Below are 20,097 nucleotides of genomic sequence, written 5' to 3'. Positions count from 1 at the left end.
GGCTATCCACAATTCCTACGTAATAGCACGATCCTGCCTACTTTGGGTTGTCCGTTTGTGCTGAGTCCGTCACTTTGAAACGCAGTACGCCGATCACCTGCCCGTCTTCGGTCAGCACCTGTACCTGCCAGCGACCCACGGCGTCGGCGGGGAAGTTCTGCTTGTGGGTCCAGGCGCGATAGCCCTCTTTGCGCCCGCCGTGGATATCCAGGGCGATGCGGTCAACCTCTTTGCCATTGAATTTCCACACGTGGTAAATCCGCTCATCCAGCCCACGCGGGGCGTTGATCGCGGTGTAGGCGTAGAGCCCGCCGCTGCGCAGTTGAGCGGCGGTGACTTCCTTGAGGTCGTCGCCCGGCGTGCGGTCTTGCAGTTGGGTGCTGATGGCCACTTCGGTCATCCACAGCGTGGCTGGCGGCACCCAGCTGCGCAGGAACCAACCGGCGCAGCCAATCGCAGCGGTGACCCCCAGTAGCATCGCCCAGCCTTTGAGGCTGCGCAGCGGCAGGCTTACCGCCAGGCTCGGGATCGACAGTGCCATGGCTACGCCGAGGGCCAGCTTGTAACTCTCAGCCGTGGTCAGGTGCAGGATGATCGGCAGTGCGGTGAGCAGCGCCGCGAACAGCGTGAAGGTGTGCAGTGCGAGGAACAGCGAGCGTTTGGGCGCCAGCCATTTGTAGTACAGCGGGTCGATTATCGATACCAGCGCTGCGGCGCCGAGCAGGCCGGTGAACACCGACTGGCCGCTGTTCCAGGCGGTGGTGATGAAAAAAAACGGCAGCACAAAGAACAGGCTTTCCTGGTGAATCATCTGGGTCGCATAGCGCAGCAGCGGCTCGGGGATTTCGCGCTTGAAGACTTTGGTGAACAGCTGGGTAAAGCTGTTTTCCAGCATCAGCCACAGCCAGCTCACCAGCATGATCACGGCGATCCAACTGGCCATGCCCTGCTGGCGATCCACCAGAATGAAGCTGCCCACACCCGAGACAAAACCGCCAAGTGCTATCACCCCGGGGTAGCGCTTCATCAGTTCGAGGATGCGGGTGATCAAGCGGGTCAGGTTTTGCATTCGGCGGTTCGCAGTCTTTGTAGGAAAAAATCCCAGACAGAATAACGTCTTAGCCCTTTGTCCGGTGCCTCATTACGCAAACCGTTTGCGATAAACCCGCACGCCGATCAACACAAAGGTGATCAAGCCGAGCACGCCGGCACCGATCCAACTCAGGCCGTCATAGCTGAGCAGCGGTTTCTCGATACGCCAGTAGCCGGGCTGCTGGAACACTTGGCGCATGGCCTGGTTGGTCTGGTCCAGGCTTACAGCCTTGATGCGCTTGACCGGGTCGCTGAAGTGGCCGTTGTTGTAGTCACCGGAAGCGCTCCAGTAGTAGTCGGCCAACGCGCTGTTGCCCTGCACTGCCCAGGCCTGGCGCGCGATGGCGGCTTGTTGCAAGCGAGCGAATACCGCCGGATCGAGGCCATCCTTGAGCAGTTGGGCCTTGAGGTCCTGGAGAACCTGCTCTGCCTCGGGGAGGTTTTCGCGCTCAAGGTCGGCATTCAAGCTGAGGAAACCGACGCCGCCGAGGACTTCACGTTCGCTCCAGGGGCCGTAGGACAAACCGTGCTTGAGGCGCAGTTGGCGGTACAGCGCCCAATCGAGGTAATCCTTGAGCAGGTCGTAGGTCTCATCATGCTGGTCGTCCAGCACCGGCTCGGGGAACAGCCAGTGCAGCTTGGCGCTGTCGCCGACCCAGCCATGGATCAGTTCGCGATGGCTGGCGGCGGCGTGCTGGATCTCCGGCAGCGCTGGGTGTTCAGTGGGGTCAACCGGGTCGAGTTGCCCGAAGGTGCGCTCCAGATAGGCCGGCAGCAGCTTGTCGAGGTCGCCGACGATGATCAAGGTCATGTTGTTGGGCGCGTACCAGTGTTTGCGCAGGTGCTCCAACTGGTCGCGGGTCAGGTGGTCGACCTCGGCGCGCTCGGCGCATTTGAGCCCCAGTTCGACCGCCAATTGGTTGCTGGCGGTGTGGCCCAGGTCCTGGCGGTCCAACAGGCGTTGCAGGTGTGAGTAGTGGCCGCCGTCTTCGCGTTCGACGACCTGCTTGGCGGCGTTGATATTGGCGTCGGTCAGTTCGGTGCGGGTGAGGATCGCCAGTAGCAGGTCCAGCACTTTGCGCTGGTTTTGTGCGGGCGCCTCGATCACAAAGGTGGTGTCGGCGTTGCTGGTGTAGGCGTTCCACTCGCCGCCCAGCGCTTGCATGCGGTCTTCCAGCTCACCTTCGCCGCCGCCGTCGATGCCGCTGAACAGCAAGTGTTCCAGCAGGTGCGGCAATTCCTTGTCTTCGCAGCTGAAGTCATCCAGGCCCACGCCCACCACTAGGCGGATCGCCACATGCCCGCGCTCGGTGCCCGGTTTGAGCAACAGTTGCAAGCCGTTGGGCAAGGTGTAGCCCTCGACTTGCAGGCGGTCAAAGGCGAAGACGTGGGCAGAGCCCATGAGCAGACAAGCGAACAACAGGCGACGCATAACAAGCTTCCTGGCGAGTGAGGTCAGTGTTAACTGACTTCACGGGCCATCGTACGTTCAGGGCGAATGTGTGATGTCGGCAATATCTTCGGCAGAGAGCGCGCCGGTGTCGGACGTTTCCAAGACTACATAAGCACTGCTGCAAAACAACGAGTTCAGTCGTTTCATGTCGGCAATCAGTTCCAGGTGCAGGGAGCTGGTCTCCAGGCTTTGCACGATTTTGCGCTGTAGCCGGCTGACGTGGGCGTGGGCCAGGCGGCGTTCCTGGGCGCGGAAACGGCGTTTTTCGCGCAGCAATTGGCGGGCGCTTTCCGGGTCGGCGCTGAGGAACACCGACAGGCCCAGGCGCAGATTGGCGATCAGTTGGCTGTGCAGGCCAGTGAGTTCTTCCAGGCCGACTTCGGAGAACTGGCGACGCTGTGAGGTTTTTTGCTGCTGGACTTTGCGCAGCATGCGTTCGATCAGGTCGCCGGCCAGTTTGAGGTTGATGGAAAGCTCGATGATTTCCGCCCAGCGGCGGCTGTCGTGCTCGCTGAGGTCTTCTCGGGGCATCTGCGCCAGGTAGAGTTTGATCGCGCTGTAGAGCGACTCGACGTCATCGCTGAGGCTGCGCATTTCCTGGGTGATGGCGGTCTGTTTGCCACGCAGGACTTCCTGCATGGCGGTGAGCATATTGTCGATCAGGTCGCCCAGGCGCAGGGTTTCACGGGCGGCGTTGGCCAGCGCCAGGCTCGGTGTGGCCAGGGCGGCCAGGTCAAGGTGGCGTGGTTTGGCCTTGCCATTGGTTTCTTCGCGCTCGGGCAGCAACCAGGCACATAGCCGGGCCATCGGGCCGATGGTCGGCAACAGGATCAGGCAGCGGCTGACGTTATAGAGCAGGTGGAAGGTGATGACCATGCCTTGGGCGCTGTAGTCCAAGCCGTCCATCCACAGCACCAGCGGGTCGAGTACCGGGATGATCAGCAGCAAGCCGATCAACTTGTACAGCAAGCTGCCCAGCGCCACTTGGCGTCCGGCGGCGTTTTGCATGCTCGTGCTGAGGAAAGCCAGGACGCCGCTGCCGATGTTTGCGCCGATCACCAGGCCGATCGCCACGTGCAAGCCGATCACGCCGGCGCCGGCGAGGGTGGCGGTCAGCAGGACGGCGGCCAGGCTGGAGTAGGAAATCATCGCGAACAAAGCGCCGACCAGGGCGTCGAGCAAAATGTCGCCGGTCAACGAAGCGAACAGCACTTTCACACCTTGGGCGTGGGTGATGGGGCCGGCGGCTTCGACGATCAATTGCAGGGCGAGGATGATCAGCCCGAGGCCGATGCCGACCCTGCCCAACTGCCCTGCCCGCGTTTGTTTGCGCGACAGAAAGAAAATCACCCCGAGAAAGATCAGCAGCGGTGACAGCCAGGACAAGTCAAACGTCAGCACCCGCGCCATCAGCGCGGTACCGACGTCGGCACCGAGCATGGTCGCCAAGGCGGGCATCAGCCCCATCAGGCCCTGGCCGACAAAGGAGGTCACCAGCATCGCCGTGGCGTTGCTGCTCTGCACCATGGCGGTCACCAGGATACCGGCGATAAACGCCAGCCAGCGCTTGGACATGTTCTGCCCGATGACTTGGCGCAAGTTGGAACCGTAGACCCGCAGGATGCCGGTACGGACGATGTGCGTGCCCCAGATAAGCAGGGTCACGGCGGAAAGCAGATTGAGCAGGGTCAGCATGCTCGGCCCCCCGTGTAGGTGCGCTCTAAAATGAGCGAAGGAAAGTTACCGCGTGCCGCTCTACGTCTTTTACTTAAGCTGTAGTTGGCGAATGGGCTCTGCGCCAGCATCGCATAGCTAAAGTGGGGATTGAAACAAAACTGTCATGAAATCAGCTTTTTGCAGATGAGAAAAAGGGGCTCGAAAGCTAATGCCAGTCAGTTAAGGGTGAGCACCGTACCTGTGGCGAGGGAGCAAGCTCCCTCGCCACAGTTTTGTACCCTTTCTACGTCTTAACTGACTGGCATTAGGCTCGAAAGCCCCTTTCAGCAGCGGGTCAGCTTTATTGACCCGGAATGTCTTTGCGCAGTTTCACCGGATCCTGCTGTTTGCGCTTTTTCGCGATGGCCGTACGCATCTTGATGTTCACCGCTTCCACCGCCAGCGAGAACGCCATGGCGAAGTAAACGTAGCCTTTTGGCACGTGCACATCGAAGGATTCGGCGATCAGTACGGTACCTACCACCAGCAGGAACGACAGGGCCAGCATCTTCAGCGACGGGTGCTTGTCGATGAATTCGCTGATGGTGCCTGCGGCCAGCATCATCACCAGTACCGCAACAACAATCGCCGCGACCATGACCGGCACGTGGGAGACCATGCCGACAGCGGTGATCACCGAGTCCAGGGAGAATACGATGTCGATGATTGCGATCTGGATGATGGTGTAGATGAACTTACCACCCTTGCCGCCTGGCTCGTCGTGGGTTTCGTCTTCACCTTCCAGTGCGTGGTACATCTCCTGGGAGCTTTTCCACAGCAGGAACAGGCCACCGAAGAACAGGATCAGGTCGCGGCCGGAAATGCCTTGGCCGAAGACCACGAACAGGTCGGCGGTCAGTTGCATCACCCAGGTGATCGACAGCAGCAACAGGATGCGCGTGACCATGGCCAGGGCCAGGCCGAAGATCCGGGTGCGCGCCTGCATATGCTTGGGCATGCGGCTGACCAGGATCGAAATCATGATGATGTTATCGATGCCCAGGACGATCTCGAGGGCCGTCAGGGTGAAGAAGGCAATCCAGATTTCCGGATTGGTCAGCCATTCCATGTGTATTCCTTTGAGCAAGTGTTAAACCGCGCAAGCTGCAGCGCCGCGCGGTGAGTGAGTCGGTACGATTATAGAGTGCTGAACAGCGGAAAAATCCCCATCAGCAATGCGGCGAACATTATGCACAGGCACACCAGTACTGCCCACTTCAGGGTGAAGCGCTGGTGATCGCCAAATTCGATACCGGCCAGGGCTACCAGCAGGTAGGTCGACGGTACCAGCGGGCTGAGCAAGTGCACAGGCTGGCCAACGATGGAGGCGCGGGCCATTTCCACGGCGGTGATGCCGTAGTGGCTGGCGGCTTCGGCGAGCACTGGCAGAACGCCATAGTAGAACGCGTCGTTGGACATGAAGAAGGTAAACGGCATGCTCACCAGTGCGGTGATCACGGCCAGGTACGGGCCCATGGCCTCTGGGATGACCGCCAGCAGGCTCTTGGACATGGCGTCGACCATGCCGGTACCGGACAGGATGCCGGTGAAGATACCCGCGGCGAAGATCAGCCCCACCACCGCCAGTACGCTGCCGGCGTGGGCGGCGACGCGGTCTTTCTGCTGTTGCAGGCAGGGGTAGTTGACGATCATCGCGATACTGAATGCCACCATGAACAGCACCGGCAACGGCAACAGACCGGCGATCAGGGTGCACATCAGGGCCAGGGTCAACGCGCCGTTGAACCAGATCAGCTTGGGACGACGAGCGTCGGGGTATTGCGACACGCTGATTTCGCTGTGGTCGATCTCATCGCCTTGCAGGTGCAGTTCACCCAGGCGCGCACGTTCGCGTTTGCCGTACATGTAGGCAATCACCAGGATCGCCACCACGCCGGCGGCCATCGCCGGGATCATCGGTACGAAAATATCCGATGGGTCCACATGCAGCGCACTGGCGGCACGGGCGGTCGGGCCGCCCCAAGGGGTCATGTTCATCACGCCACCGGCGAGGATGATCAAGCCTGCCATGATCCGCGGGCTCATGCCGATGCGCTGGTACAGCGGCAGCATCGCGGCCACGCAGATCATGTAAGTGGTAGCGCCATCACCGTCGAGGGACACGACCAGGGCCAGCACGGCGGTACCGACGGAGACCTTCAGCGGGTCGCCCTTGACCATCTTGAGGATCTTGCGCACGGCCGGGTCGAACAGGCCGGAGTCGATCATCAGGGCAAAGTACAGAATGGCGAACATCAGCATCACGCCGGTCGGCGCGAGCTTGGTGATGCCTTCGAGCATCATCGGGCCGATCTTCGGGGCGAAACCGCCGAACAGCGCAAACAGGATCGGCACGATGATCAGGGCGATCAGCGCGGACAGGCGCTTGGTCATGATCAAGAACATGAACGTGATGACCATGGCAAAGCCAAGGAAAGTCAGCATAGGAATACTCCAGGCGTAGCGCGGCTAGGGAATGGCGAACCGGGTGGGGTCAGCGCAGAACGAAAGGCACGAGGCGTACGGGTGGAGTTGGGGCGAACAGGCGGGTACGGACGGACATCGGGAATCACCATTGTTGTTGTTAACAGCCGGTCTGTTGCCGGCAGTGGAGGCGATCCTAGACGGGTAAGCTTTCAGCCAGCTTTCGCCGGAAAAACAGGTGACGAAGGGAATGCACGCAGTCTCTGGTTTTATGTAGATCAAAATGTGGGAGGGGGCTTGCCCCCGTTAACGGTGTGTCAGCCTGTGCATGCAGTGACTGGCACGCTGCAATCGGGGGCAAGCCCCCTCCCACATTTGTGTGTGTTTGGCTTGAGGTTTTTAGGGCAGTTCCAGACCGCCCGCTGCTTTGTGCAACGTCCGCAGATGTTCGCCCACCAGCTTGAGGTTGGCTTCGCAGGCGGCAATTTCGGCGGAACGGGAAGGATCCAGCAGCGCCCTCACCTCTTTATCCAATTCGCCGGTCAGGGATTGCAGCTGCTTCTGGCGCTCGGCGCTTTCCGATTCAAGACGCTTTGCTTCCGACGGTTGCGGCAGGCCATAACCACCGCTGCCCAGCAGCTCCGCCGGGCGACTGAGGAAGCCGCTGTTGGCGAGGATCTGCTGCAGCGTGGCGTTGGCTTTCTCCATGCCACCGTTTTTCAGCTCGCGGGCACCGAGGTAGCGTTGTTTGACTTCGTCCTGGGCCAGCATCAACTGCTTGCGAAAGCTTGCCTGCTCAAGCAGTAGCAGCGCGGCGCTGGTGCGCAGATCGGCCTGGCCGAACCACTGGCGGCGCTCCTCTGCACTGAGGGACAGCCAGTCTTCAACCTGAGTCTGTTTGATCGGCAGGCGTTTGCGCAGCACATCGAACATGGCCTGGTAGCGTTCGCGGAAGGAGTCGAAGTGATAACCCAGGCGCAGTGCCCGGCGTTTGTCATCCAGCACGCTGGTATCGGCCAGGCCGCGGGCGTTCAGGACTTCGAGCAGACCGTTGGGAGTGATGTTGTCCAGGCCGGTCAGCTGCGGGTTGGCGCTGCCGCTGCGTAGCAGTTTCAGGCTCTCCACCGCGCAGTTGTTGGAGATGAAGAAGTAGTTGCCGTCGTAGCTCCAATGCATCTCGGCGGCGTGCTCGACGGTGTCGTTGATTTCCTGGCGGGTCAACTTCAACGGTACGGAAGCCAGGCCGCGCAATTCTGTCTTGGTGTATTCGTCGATCACTTGCGCCAGCGGCAGTACAAACAACCGCGATGGGTACTTGCCGACCAGGCCATCCCAGCTCGATAGCTGTACGTCACCGACGAACGCGCGGTAGGACAACACCAGATGCTGGTCCAGGTCGAGCCGACAATCCGGCCCGCGTGGACGCCCCGGCGCACAGATCACCAGGCGTAGCATGCTGTGGCCCCAGCGGCTGACCAGGTTCTGGTTGGCTTCGGCCAGCAGGTAGTCGATTTCGTAGACGCGCTCGGGGTCCACATGACCCAGCGGCGTCTTGGCGAAATCGTTACCGGCGTTCAGGAAGGCGTAGGTGCTGGCGCAGGTGTCTTGTTCCGGCGGGGCCCAGCCGAAGTGTTCCTGGTAATAGCGGAACAATGCCGGGCGCCGGCAGGCGTAGCTGGGGTCGAGGAGGAAGTACTCCATGTTGACCGCGACGAATTCCAGCGGGCTGGTGGTTTCGTAGATGTCCGGGCTGCGGGCGACCTGATGGTTGTGCTGCTCACGCTCGCCGCGACGGCCGACGTATTGCGGCCAGCCGGCAAGGTCCAGCAGGCGCGGGTCGTCACTGAGGGTAAAGCGACGGCCATTCTGGCCACGGCATTGATCAGGCAGGCCGATCAGGCCGGTGAGGTTGTTTTGGCGGCTGCAACGATTGATCAGCGCGCGGTCCTCTTTGGACCACAGGCGCGCACGGTCATAGATGTGGGTCAGTTCGTGCAGCACCGTGGCGAGCATTTCGCGACGCACGGTGCCGTGGGGGCGATTGGTTTTCTGCGTGGCGGCGCTGCCGTCGGTCAGGCTGGCGAGCAGGTTACGGTTGAGGTCCAGCTCGGACACGAGGGAGGCTTGCCCGTAGGCATTCTCGGGCATTTTGTCGGTCCAGCCGACATCGATGCGCCGGTCCAACTGCTCGATAAAGCGCGGCGGTAAAGAGCGCATGGCTTCGTCGAGCAACGCCTGGCTGGCCTGCTGTTCAGCCGGGCTCAGACCCTCGGTCTTGAGCCGCAGTTGCAGGCTGGCCTGGGCTGCGGTGGCACACAGCAGCACAGTCCCGGCCAGGAGCCAGGCGGCAATTCGCCTCACAGTGCGAGGATAGCTTCTGCGAGGGTCTGGTCACTGGCGTCGCGGGCTTCCGGCAGGCGTGTGCGCAGGGTGTCGAAGGCCGCCTCCAAGTGCGCGCCACGGATCTCGCCGTTGGTAGCGACGAAACTGGCGGCGTCATCGTGGGCTTCGCGCACCACTTTGGAGTCGCGGATGGAGGTGGTGGTGTCCGAAGTGAAATCAATGGTGCGGCCTGAGGCGCGAACAATGATGTTACTGGTGGCCACCAGGGTATGCGCCTGGGCAACGTCGGCCAACAACAGCAGGCCAAGGGTGGCGGCGATCAGCGGGCTACGCATGGAATTACTCCGAATACAAAGATGGAATACAAAGATGATTATTGGACGAGAATTGCTTGCGCCAGTTCAAGGTCGCTGGCGTTAAGTTTTGGTTGGCTGCGGCGCAGATAATCCAGCGCTGACTCCAGCCGTGCGCCCCGCCATTCGCCGTCAGTGGCGATAAACGCGGCAGCGTCATCCTGCGCGGCCATTAGCACTTTTTTGTCGAAGGGTGCGGAGGTCACCTTGCTGGTGGCATACGCGCTCACGACCGTGCTCTGGGTGGTGAGGTCGAAGGCCGAAGCCAATGGCGACCAGCCGCAGAAAAACACCACAGGGACTATTAAAAGGCGGTATGAAAAAGCCATGGGACTCAACAACTGAAAGCGAGCGCCAAGGCTAGCGCAATGCCCAGGCGAGAGCCAGTGCATCGGTATCAGGGAGCGGCAGACGCTCCCTTTGTGCTCCGAATCAGATAGCCAGGATCGCTTGGGCCAGTTGCGCGTCAGTCGCGGTATTCAATTGCGGCGCTTGTTGGCGGATCTGTGCCAGGGCGCTCTCCAGTTTCACACCACGAATGGCACCTTCGCTGGCGACAAAGCTGGCAGCGTCGTCACGAGCGGCACGCACGACCTTGTTGTCGCGCAGCGAAGAAGTGGCATCGGAGCTGGCGTCGGAGGTGGCCTTGAGCGCGCCGACGATGGAGTCGGTGGTCACGATGAAGCTGGTCGCGCTGGCGTTGGCAGTCAGGGCCAATAGGGCAGCAGCACTCAGCAAGCGAAGACGGGACATGGGAAGACTCCTGTAGATGGACGGATAAGGTGGCGCAGGGCAGCCATTGGGGATCAGACGCCTGTACGACGCGGTTCGCCACGTGGTGGCTGGATATTAAGCCGCCGCTTATCCGTTCGGGAAGCTTCTTGACTGCCTAGTCACGCCAGAACGGCTTGGACAGCTCGGCGATTCGGTCGCCATGGCTGATGCCCAGGTCTGACAGTTCCCGAGCATCAAGCTGTGACAGTTGACGCCGTTCATAAGCCAGGCGTGCCCATCTAACGAAGGCAAAGGCCACCTGGCGTGGCAGCCGCTTATAAAGAGGGGAAGTCGTATCCATGGCGAGTACCTTTCATGAGGTCTTGGATCACCATGTTGGATGGGGCGGGGTCACCGATACAGATACACCAGAGTTAAATTGTACTGCTTAACTGTTGTGTCTTATTAACTGTACCTGTCATTGAGAACGGCTTCTGTTTTTACGCTCAAAACCCCAAACCCGGAAACAACAAAGCCCGCCTCCGGTTTCCCGGGGCGGGCTCTGTTTTGACAAATCAGGTTGCTGGCAGTGGACCCGTCAGGTCAGGGCCAGCGAGCGCTAAATCAGCGCCAGAACGGCTTGCTCAGCTCTTCGTAACGTTGAGCTTCGCTGATGCCTGCGTCAGCCAGCAGACGCGAATCCAGGCGAGCCAGTTGGTGGCGGCTGGAGATGCGGCGCTGCCACAACATCAGGTTGGCGATAACGCGCAGAGGCAGGGAAGCCTGGGTGTTTACAGCTTTTTCTTCAAAGAACAGTTCGGAACTGAGTGTACGTTCCATGATGACATCCTTCCGCTTGTGGCGGGATTAGGTAGTGGTTTAACTGATGCCAATGATCCTCTCCCGGCGCAAGACTCTCTAGATACAGTTCACCTGTATTGTGAGGGGCCAGTTAACTGTTTATAGACGCTGTACTGTACGAAAATAGGGCAACTGTACCTGTCTGCACTTAAGTGGTGCGAAATGGTCATTTTCGAAGAGGGGTGTGGGATATTTCGGTAGGAAATGACCGGTACAGCAGTACAGTTTTTTTAAGAAGTGGCAGCGACAAGGCCGAGCTGATGAAACTGTATTTGCATCAGCTCGGATCTGTATCAATCAGGCCTTGAGCATGTGCCCGGTTTCTTCCAGGTTAATGTGCCAGCTCAGTGCTTCGCGCAGGATGTGCGGGGTATGCCCGCCGATCGCGCAGGCAGCATCGAAGTAACTGTTCAGCGCATCGCGGTACGCCGGGTGCACACAGTTGTCGATGATCACCCGCGCTCGTTCCCGTGGCGCCAGGCCACGCAGGTCAGCCAGCCCGACTTCGGTCACCAGGATGTCGACGTCATGCTCGGTGTGGTCCACATGACTGACCATCGGCACTACGCTGGAAATTGCCCCGCCCTTGGCAATCGACTTGGTCACGAAGATCGCCAAGTGCGCGTTGCGCGCGAAATCCCCGGAGCCGCCAATGCCGTTCATCATGCGCGTGCCGCAGATATGGGTGGAATTGACGTTGCCGTAGATGTCGAACTCCAGTGCGGTGTTGATACCGATGATGCCCAACCGACGCACCACCTCAGGGTGATTGGAGATTTCCTGCGGGCGCAGTACCAGCTTGTCTTTGTAGTGTTCCAGGTTGCCGAACACATCGGCATTGCGTCGCTCTGACAACGTGATCGAGCTGCCCGAAGCGAAGCTCAATTTGCCTGCATCGATCAGGTCGAAGGTCGAGTCCTGCAACACTTCCGAATACATGGTGAGGTCTTCGAACGGCGAGTCGATCAATCCGCACATCACTGCGTTGGCGATGTTGCCGATCCCTGCCTGCAGCGGGCCGAGCTTGTTGGTCATGCGTCCCGCATCGACTTCCTGTTTGAGGAAGTTGATCAGGTGATTGGCGATGCCTTGTGTGTCGCTGTCGGGCGGCGTCACGGTAGAGGCCGAGTCAGCCTGGTTGGTGATCACGATGGCGACGATTTTTTCCGGTGGGATCGGGATGGCGGTGCTGCCAATGCGATCATCGACTTTCACCAACGGGATCGGCGTGCGCGTCGGCCGGTAGGTCGGGATATAGATGTCGTGCAGCCCTTCCAGGTTGGGGTTGTGCGCCATGTTGATCTCGACAATCACCTGCTTGGCGAAAATCGCGAAGCTGGCCGAGTTACCCACAGACGTGGTGGGCACAATATGCCCCTGTTCCGTGATTGCGACCGCTTCAATCACTGCAATGTCAGGCAGCTTGAGTTGGTTGTTACGCAATTGCTCGACGGTTTCCGACAAGTGCTGGTCGATAAACATCACTTCGCCGGCGTTGATCGCTTTGCGCAAGGTACTGTCGACCTGAAACGGCATGCGTCGGGACAGCACGCCGGCTTCGGTCAATTGCTTATCCAGGTCATTGCCCAGGCTGGCGCCGGTCATCAGGGTGATTTTCAGCGGAGAAGTCTTGGCGCGCTCGGCCAAGGCGTGGGGGACGGCCTTGGCTTCACCGGCACGGGTGAAGCCGCTCATGCCGACGGTCATGCCGTCTTCGATCAGTGCGGCGGCGTCTGCCGCGCTCATGACCTTGTTCAACAACGAAGGCAAGCGGATGCGATCACGGTACATGGATTCTTATCTCGGGCTACGGAAGCAAGGTGCGCAGTTTAGTGATTTCAAAAAAAATCGGCCCGCTACCATGGTCGAATGCCAGGTAGCGATTTAGAGCCTTTGGTCGGGTTTCATGCAGTAATAAAAAACCCCAGCCTACAAGAGGCCGGGGTTTCGAGTATTGCGCTGAAGCAGTGTTACTCGACGGCTTTGACCATGTCTTCAATGACCTTCTTGGCATCTCCGAAGACCATCATGGTCTTGTCCAGATAGAACAGCTCGTTATCCAAACCGGCATAACCGCTGGCCATCGAGCGCTTATTGACGATGATGGTTTTGGCCTTGAACGCCTCGAGGATCGGCATGCCGGCAATCGGCGAGTTCGGGTCGTTTTTGGCGGCCGGGTTGACCACGTCGTTCGCGCCAAGCACCAGCACCACATCGGCCTGGCCGAACTCGGAGTTGATGTCTTCCATTTCGAACACTTGGTCGTAAGGCACCTCCGCCTCGGCGAGCAGTACGTTCATGTGCCCTGGCATACGGCCCGCCACTGGGTGAATCGCGTATTTCACGGTGACGCCGCGATGAGTCAGCTTCTCGGTCAGTTCCTTGAGTGCGTGTTGCGCTCGCGCCACTGCTAGGCCGTAGCCCGGCACAATGATCACGGTGTCGGCGTTGGTCAGCAGGAAGGTCGCGTCGTCGGCCGAACCGGATTTCACCGGGCGCGCTTCTTTCGAGCCCGCCGTCGCGCCGGCATCCGGCGCATTGCCGAAACCGCCGAGCAGTACGTTAAAGAAGGAACGGTTCATCGCCTTGCACATAATGTACGAGAGGATTGCGCCGCTGGAGCCCACCAGGGAGCCGGCGATGATCAGCATCGAGTTGTTCAGCGAGAAGCCGATGCCCGCCGCTGCCCAGCCGGAGTAGCTGTTGAGCATCGACACCACCACCGGCATGTCCGCGCCGCCGATCGGGATGATGATCAGCACGCCAAGCACGAAGGCCAGGGCCAACATCAGGGCAAAGGCGGTGAGGTTGCCGGTGAACATGAACGCCAGGCCGAGGCCAAGTGTTGCGAGGCCGAGCACCAGGTTCAGCTTGTGCTGGCCTCCGAACTGTACCGGTGCGCCTTGGAACAGACGGAACTTGTACTTGCCCGACAGCTTGCCGAACGCGATCACCGAGCCGGAGAACGTAATTGCGCCGATGGCCGCGCCGAGAAACAGCTCCAGGCGGTTACCGGCTGGAATCGAGTCGCCCAGGTGTTTGACGATGCCCAGGGATTGCGGCTCGACCACCGCGGCAATCGCAATAAACACGGCGGCGAGACCGATCATGCTGTGCATGAACGCCACCAGCTCCGGCATCTTGGTCATTTCTACGCGCTTGGCCATGATCGAACCGGCGGTGCCGCCGATCAGCAGGCCGACGATCACATAGCCGATGCCGGCGGTGGCGAGCTCAGCGCCCAGCTTATAGATGAGGCCCACCGTGGTAAGTACCGCCAGCGCCATGCCGAGCATCCCGAACAGGTTGCCGCGCCGCGACGTGGTCGGATGTGACAGGCCTTTGAGGGCCTGGATGAAGCAGATCGACGCGATCAGGTAGAGCGTCGTTACCAGATTCATGCTCATTACTTCGGCGCCTCTTCTTTTGCTTTCGGGGCTTTCTTCTTGAACATCTCAAGCATGCGGCGGGTGACCAGGAAGCCACCGAATACGTTCACTGCTGCCAGTGCCACGGCCAGCGTGCCCATGGTCTTGCCCAGTGGTGTGACGGTGAGGGCTGCGGCGAGCATGGCGCCGACGATCACGATCGCGGAAATGGCGTTGGTCACCGCCATCAATGGCGTGTGCAGCGCGGGCGTTACGTTCCAGACCACGTGGTAACCGACATAAATCGCCAGCACAAAGATGATCAGGTTGTAGATACCGGGGGAGATAAGCTCTTCCATCGTCTGAATCCCTGCTTAGGCGTTTTTGCGGATGACTTGGCCGTCGCGGCACATCAGGCACGCAGCGACGATGTCGTCTTCGAGGTTGATTTCAAACTGCCCTTCCTTGGTGAAGACCAGTTTCAGGAAGTCCAGCAGGTTGCGCGCATACAAAGCTGAGGCGTCGGCAGCGACGGCACCGGCCAGGTTGGTCGGGCCGCAGATGATCACGCCATTTTCCACCACCACCTGGTCGGCGACGGTCAGCGGGCAGTTGCCGCCTTGGGCGGCGGCGAGGTCGATGACCACTGAGCCGGGCTTCATCTGTGCGACGGTTTCGGCGCTGAGCAGGGTCGGCGCTTTTCGGCCGGGGATCAGGGCGGTGGTAATGACGATGTCGGCCTGCTTGGCGCGCTCGTGCACGGCCAGGGCCTGGCGCTGCATCCAGCTGGTCGGCATTGGGCGTGCATAGCCACCGACCCCGACGGCGCATTCGCGTTCTTCATCGGTTTCGTAAGGCACGTCGACGAATTTGGCACCCAGGGATTCGATCTGCTCTTTAACGGCCGGGCGCACGTCAGACGCTTCGATCACTGCACCCAGGCGTTTCGCTGTGGCAATGGCTTGCAGGCCTGCGACACCGGCGCCCAGGATCAGTACGCGCGCGGCTTTCACGGTGCCTGCGGCCGTCATCAGCATCGGCATGAAGCGCGGGTAATGATGCGCAGCCAGCAACACGGCTTTATAGCCGGCGATGTTGGCCTGGGATGACAGCACGTCGAGGCTCTGGGCCCGTGAGGTGCGTGGCGCTGCTTCAAGGGCAAAGGCCGTGATGCCGCGTTCGGCGAGCTTGGCAATGGTTTCATTGCTGAACGGATTGAGCATGCCCACCAACACGGTGCCGCTTTTGATCAGCGCCAGCTCGCTGTCGCTGGGGGCCACCACCTTGAGAATCAGCTCGGCGCCAAACGCATCGTTGGCACTGCCAATGGTTGCGCCTGCCGCTTCATAGGCATTGTCCACGACGCTGGCCTTTAGGCCTGCCCCGCTTTGTACAGTGACCTTATGGCCCTGGCCGATCAGCTTCTTGATGGTTTCCGGGGTGGCAGCCACCCGCGTTTCACCGGTCTGGGTTTCGAGAGGAACACCAATGTGCACGTCAAATCTCCTGCATGATCTTTTTGCTTTTGATCTTTTTGTAAAAAGGCCAGTGCACCGCGAGTGGCGCAACTGGGGCGGCCGATCAGCACGATCCCGCTGAAATGACAGCGGGGCGCGGCATTTTGCAGGCGAACTTTACGGCCTTCAAGGGATTATGACGGGTGACGAAAAATTAACTACAAGTCACCCTGTGACTGATTGTCGCAATACGCTGAAATAACCTCTTCAAATACATGGGCTTAAAGGGCTGCAGGCAGTTTTGCACTCTTTTGCCATCGCCGGTGTGAATAGTCGGCTATTGGCTTGTGACAGTCGCTATAAGCCAAGTAGATCATGGCTTTGAGCCTTTTCTTGGACTGACAGATACAGTCTGCTGAAATGCGACATATACGTATATCTGTAGGATTAAAAAGTTACTGACTACAAAGTCAGTAACACGGTTGTGGCCTTTAAATGCTGGGGCTGTAGCGCTGGGACTGGTCGATAAGCCAATCCCTGAAGGCGTGCAATGAGGCAGATTCGACCTTTTTGTCAGGAATCATCAGGTAATAAGCCTTTGAGCTGCTCAGCGCCTCTGGGCTGGCGATCAGCAATTGTCCCTCCTCAAGCTCGCGCTGGATGAGGAACGGTGGAATCAGCGCGATCCCCATATCGTGCATGGCGGCCTGGGACAACATCGAGAATAGCTCGTATCGGGGGCCTGTCATGTCGCGGGGTATGTTCAGTTGTTGGGCGTTGAACCATTGGCGCCACGCGTAGGGGCGTGTGGTCTGCTGCAGAAGCGGCAGTTCTGCGATCTCCTGGGGACTGAACCGCGTGCGGCTACCCAATAGCCGAGGGCTGCACACTGGGACAGGGTTTTCCCCCATCAGTCGGTGGGATTCTGTGCCGGACCAGTCGGCATCGCCGAAGTAGATCGCGGCGTCGAATTCAGTGTCGGCAAACAGGAAGGGCCGTGTTCGGTTCGTGAGGTTAACGGTGACTTCGGGGTGCTGGCGTTGGAAGTCCTTGAGGCGAGGAATCAGCCATTGAGTACCGAATGTCGGGACCACGGCCAGTTCGATGGTGTTAGCGCCCTGCTGACCCATGACGGAAAGCGTATCGCGTTCCACCGCATCCAATTGCGTGGCCACGCGACGACTGTAGGACAGCCCCGCTTCTGTAAGCTTTACCCCACGCCGTGAGCGGCGAAACAGCTCGACACTTAAAAACTCTTCAAGGCTGGCGATCTGTCGACAGATGGCACCTTGCGTGATCGAAAGCTCCTGCGCCGCCTTGGTAAAGCTCTCGTGGCGGGCTGCCGCTTCAAAACTGACAAGGGCGGTGGTGCTGGGAATTTTTCTGCGCATATACCGTGTCCTCACTTACTAAAGCGCATATGCGCCTTTCTCGGCTACTTCGAAGTGAGAAATTAGCACAACCCTATGCGGAAACCTCGTTTGCCCTCTGCGCGTGTCGGGCCTAGGCTGCTTCCACGACTTCCGATTCTTTCCGCGAGGACTTATTCATGGCTGGCAAGGCAAGCTTCAACTGGATCGATCCACTGCTGCTCGATCAACAGCTCACCGAAGAAGAGCGCATGGTGCGCGACAGTGCTGAGCAGTTCGCCCAAGACAAGTTGGCCCCGCGTGTGCTCGAAGCCTTTCGCCATGAAAAGACCGACCCTGCTATTTTTCGCGAGATGGGCGAGACCGGTTTGCTCGGTGCGATGATCCCTGAGCAGTACGGTGGCAGCGGCTTGAATTACGTCAGCTATGGGTTGATCGCGCGCGAAGTGGAGCGTGTCGACTCCGGCTATCGCTCGATGATGAGTGTGCAGTCGTCACTGGTCATGGTGCCGATCAACGAGTTCGGCACTGAGGCACAGAAACAGAAGTACCTGCCGAAGCTGGCTTCTGGCGAATGGATCGGTTGTTTCGGCTTGACTGAGCCCAATCATGGCTCCGATCCGGGTGCGATGATCACTCGTGCTCGCAAGGTCGAGGGGGGTTATAGCCTGACGGGCGCGAAGATGTGGATCACCAATAGTCCGATCGCGGATGTGTTTGTGGTCTGGGGTAAGGACGATGCTGGCGATATTCGTGGGTTTGTCCTGGAGAAAGGCTGGAAGGGCCTGAGCGCTCCGGCGATTCATGGCAAGGTCGGGCTGCGCGCCTCCATCACCGGTGAAATCGTCATGGATAACGTGTTTGTTCCGGAAGAGAACATCTTTCCGGATGTGCGCGGTTTGAAGGGGCCCTTCACCTGCCTTAACTCGGCGCGCTATGGCATCTCCTGGGGGGCGTTGGGGGCCGCCGAGTTCTGCTGGCATACCGCTCGCCAATACACGCTTGATCGCCATCAATTCGGGCGCCCATTGGCGGCGACCCAGTTGATCCAGAAGAAGCTGGCCGATATGCAGACTGAGATCACCCTGGCCCTGCAAGGTTGCCTGCGTTTGGGGCGGATGAAGGACGAAGGTACGGCGGCGGTTGAAATCACGTCGATCATGAAGCGCAACTCGTGTGGCAAGTCCCTGGATATCGCACGCATGGCGCGTGACATGCTGGGTGGCAACGGTATTTCCGACGAGTTCGGGGTGGCACGTCATCTGGTCAACCTGGAGGTGGTGAATACCTATGAAGGTACTCATGACGTGCATGCGTTGATTCTGGGGCGCGCGCAAACCGGTCTTCAGGCGTTCTATTAATAGGAGCACGGCATGGGCGCGCTTTCGCATCTGCGGGTACTGGACTTATCGCGAGTACTGGCGGGCCCCTGGTCCGGGCAGATCCTCGCGGACCTTGGGGCTGAGGTGATCAAGGTTGAACGGCCGGGCAGTGGTGATGACACACGCGCCTGGGGGCCGCCATTCCTCAAGGATGCTTATGGTGAGAACACCAGTGAGGCGGCTTATTACCTGTCGGCCAATCGCAATAAGCAGTCGGTGACTATCGATTTCACGCGGCCGGAGGGGCAGGCGCTGGTCCGTGAGCTGGCGGCCAAGTCAGACATCCTGATCGAGAACTTCAAGGTGGGTGGTCTCGCTGCGTATGGGCTGGACTATGAGTCGCTCAAGGAGATCAACCCGGAGTTGATCTACTGCTCGATCACTGGCTTCGGTCAGACGGGGCCATATGCTACGCGTGCGGGTTATGACTTCATGATCCAGGGGCTCGGCGGGCTTATGAGCCTGACTGGTCGCCCCGAGGGTGATGAGGGGGCTGGGCCGGTGAAAGTGGGCGTCGCGCTGACTGACATCCTGACGGGGCTCTACTCGACCGTTGCCATCTTGGCGGCACTGGCTCATCGGGATCATGACGGTGGTGGGCAGCACATCGATATGGCGTTACTGGACGTGCAGGTGGCATGCCTGGCGAACCAAGCGATGAATTATCTGACGACAGGAGCGTCGCCCAAGCGCCTGGGGAATGCTCACCCGAACATCGTGCCTTATCAGGACTTTCCCACGGCCGACGGTGATTTCATCCTGACGGTGGGTAATGACGGGCAGTTTCGTAAGTTTGCTGAAGTGGCCGGGCGGTCACAGTGGGCGGATGATCCGCGCTTCTCTACTAATAAGGTGCGGGTGGCCAATCGGGCGGAGCTGATTCCGTTGATTCGCCAGGCTACGGTGTTCAAGACGACGGCTGAGTGGGTATCGCAGTTGGAGCGGGTGGGTGTGCCTTGTGGGCCGATCAATGACCTGGCCCAGGTGTTTGATGATCCGCAGGTCAAGGCGCGCGGCTTGGCGATGGCGTTGCCTCATGCGTTGGCAGGGATGGTGCCCCAGGTTGCCAGCCCAATACGGTTGTCGAAGACGCCTGTGGAGTATCGGAGCGCGCCTCCTCTGCTGGGTGAGCATACGGCCGAGGTGCTTCAGGAAGTACTGGGGCTGGGCATGGCGAATATAGTTGCTTTAAAGGCGGCGGGGGTTATTTGACTGCTTCCTTCTATATAGAGGGTATTGGCGGCTCTTTGTTGGTGGTTTTTTAATCAATGCTAACTAATTGATAGAAAAGCAAAATTAAGGGTTGACGGCAGATTCTGGAAGTCTATAATTCGCCCCACTTNCTTCCGGCGCAGTCGAAACGGAAAACTCCTTGGTAAACAAAGAGTTACGCAGAATTCGACAGCGAGTTGCTTCAGTTCATCGAGGCCCAGAAGGAGTTGGTAGGGCAGTGTTGTTTGGCTCTATTAACGTTTCGATCTTCTCGGTCGAAAGCGGAGAAAAAGAGGTGTTGACAGCAGCGTGTAACGCTGTAGAATTCGCCTCCCGCTAACGAGAGATCGGA

18 protein-coding genes are annotated in these 20,097 nt (G+C 59.5%); 2 read left to right on the top strand and 16 right to left on the bottom strand.

The features are described from left to right. Window positions 1–37: 37 nt before the first annotated feature. The 16 genes from AO064_RS09435 to AO064_RS09360 form a co-directional block, all read right to left on the bottom strand. On the bottom strand, window positions 38–1,069 hold the full coding sequence (locus tag AO064_RS09435; protein WP_012721541.1) for a DUF5924 family protein: 1,032 nt from the start codon (window positions 1,067–1,069) through the stop codon (window positions 38–40). A 72-nt stretch (window positions 1,070–1,141) separates the two neighbouring features. Next, window positions 1,142–2,524 carry a M16 family metallopeptidase gene (locus AO064_RS09430; RefSeq protein WP_064053127.1) on the bottom strand — a complete coding sequence of 461 codons (1,383 nt, stop codon included), beginning with the start codon at window positions 2,522–2,524 and terminating at the stop codon, window positions 1,142–1,144. A gap of 57 nt (window positions 2,525–2,581) precedes the next feature. Further along, entirely contained in the window at window positions 2,582–4,240 is a 1,659-nt protein-coding gene (locus AO064_RS09425) for a Na/Pi cotransporter family protein (RefSeq protein ID WP_046035891.1), read from the bottom strand. Window positions 4,241–4,562: 322 nt separating this feature from the next. Beyond that, the gene (locus tag AO064_RS09420; protein WP_064053126.1) at window positions 4,563–5,330 is read right to left on the bottom strand and encodes a TerC family protein; all 768 of its coding nucleotides are present in this window, start codon (window positions 5,328–5,330) and stop codon (window positions 4,563–4,565) included. A gap of 68 nt (window positions 5,331–5,398) precedes the next feature. Beyond that, a complete protein-coding gene (locus tag AO064_RS09415; RefSeq protein WP_003170826.1) occupies window positions 5,399–6,706 on the bottom strand; it encodes a CitMHS family transporter in 1,308 nt (435 codons plus the stop codon). Between the two features lie 378 nt (window positions 6,707–7,084). Continuing rightward, entirely contained in the window at window positions 7,085–9,046 is a 1,962-nt protein-coding gene (locus AO064_RS09410) for a DUF7844 domain-containing protein (RefSeq protein ID WP_064053125.1), read from the bottom strand. Further along, entirely contained in the window at window positions 9,043–9,363 is a 321-nt protein-coding gene (locus tag AO064_RS09405; RefSeq protein ID WP_012721546.1) for a DUF2388 domain-containing protein, read from the bottom strand. The genes AO064_RS09410 and AO064_RS09405 overlap by 4 nt, the downstream gene beginning before the upstream one ends. A 38-nt stretch (window positions 9,364–9,401) precedes the next feature. After that, window positions 9,402–9,710 carry a DUF2388 domain-containing protein gene (locus AO064_RS09400; RefSeq protein WP_064053124.1) on the bottom strand — a complete coding sequence of 103 codons (309 nt, stop codon included), beginning with the start codon at window positions 9,708–9,710 and terminating at the stop codon, window positions 9,402–9,404. 103 nt (window positions 9,711–9,813) lie between these two features. Continuing rightward, the gene (locus tag AO064_RS09395) at window positions 9,814–10,134 is read right to left on the bottom strand and encodes a DUF2388 domain-containing protein (protein ID WP_012721548.1); all 321 of its coding nucleotides are present in this window, start codon (window positions 10,132–10,134) and stop codon (window positions 9,814–9,816) included. Between the two features lie 136 nt (window positions 10,135–10,270). Continuing rightward, a complete protein-coding gene (locus tag AO064_RS09390; protein ID WP_064053123.1) occupies window positions 10,271–10,456 on the bottom strand; it encodes a DUF1127 domain-containing protein in 186 nt (61 codons plus the stop codon). Between the two features lie 263 nt (window positions 10,457–10,719). Further along, entirely contained in the window at window positions 10,720–10,935 is a 216-nt protein-coding gene (locus AO064_RS09385; RefSeq protein ID WP_012721550.1) for a DUF1127 domain-containing protein, read from the bottom strand. A 318-nt stretch (window positions 10,936–11,253) separates the two neighbouring features. Beyond that, entirely contained in the window at window positions 11,254–12,747 is a 1,494-nt protein-coding gene (locus AO064_RS09380) for an acetyl-CoA hydrolase/transferase family protein (protein WP_012721551.1), read from the bottom strand. A gap of 179 nt (window positions 12,748–12,926) precedes the next feature. Beyond that, a complete protein-coding gene (locus tag AO064_RS09375) occupies window positions 12,927–14,363 on the bottom strand; it encodes an NAD(P)(+) transhydrogenase (Re/Si-specific) subunit beta (RefSeq protein WP_064053122.1) in 1,437 nt (478 codons plus the stop codon). Continuing rightward, entirely contained in the window at window positions 14,363–14,683 is a 321-nt protein-coding gene (locus AO064_RS09370; RefSeq protein WP_003220416.1) for an NAD(P) transhydrogenase subunit alpha part 2, read from the bottom strand. The genes AO064_RS09375 and AO064_RS09370 overlap by 1 nt, the downstream gene beginning before the upstream one ends. A gap of 15 nt (window positions 14,684–14,698) precedes the next feature. Beyond that, window positions 14,699–15,820, bottom strand: coding sequence for a Re/Si-specific NAD(P)(+) transhydrogenase subunit alpha (locus AO064_RS09365; protein WP_012721553.1), 1,122 nt, complete (start codon window positions 15,818–15,820; stop codon window positions 14,699–14,701). A gap of 452 nt (window positions 15,821–16,272) precedes the next feature. After that, window positions 16,273–17,172, bottom strand: coding sequence for a LysR family transcriptional regulator (locus AO064_RS09360; RefSeq protein WP_046035894.1), 900 nt, complete (start codon window positions 17,170–17,172; stop codon window positions 16,273–16,275). 158 nt (window positions 17,173–17,330) lie between these two features. Here AO064_RS09360 and AO064_RS09355 point away from each other — a divergent pair, with 158 nt between their 5' ends. Both AO064_RS09355 and AO064_RS09350 read left to right on the top strand, forming a co-directional pair. Then, window positions 17,331–18,512, top strand: a complete 1,182-nt coding sequence (locus tag AO064_RS09355; protein WP_003170842.1) for an acyl-CoA dehydrogenase — start codon at window positions 17,331–17,333, stop codon at window positions 18,510–18,512. 12 nt (window positions 18,513–18,524) lie between these two features. Beyond that, on the top strand, window positions 18,525–19,745 hold the full coding sequence (locus AO064_RS09350; RefSeq protein WP_064053121.1) for a CaiB/BaiF CoA transferase family protein: 1,221 nt from the start codon (window positions 18,525–18,527) through the stop codon (window positions 19,743–19,745). Window positions 19,746–20,097 lie beyond the last annotated feature (352 nt).

Origin of the sequence: Pseudomonas marginalis (genome assembly GCF_001645105.1) — a bacterium.
Taxonomy (GTDB): Bacteria; Pseudomonadota; Gammaproteobacteria; order Pseudomonadales; family Pseudomonadaceae; genus Aquipseudomonas; species Aquipseudomonas petroselini.
The sequence above is the reverse complement of the archived record's forward strand: the minus strand, read 5'-3'. Positions and strand labels throughout refer to the sequence as shown.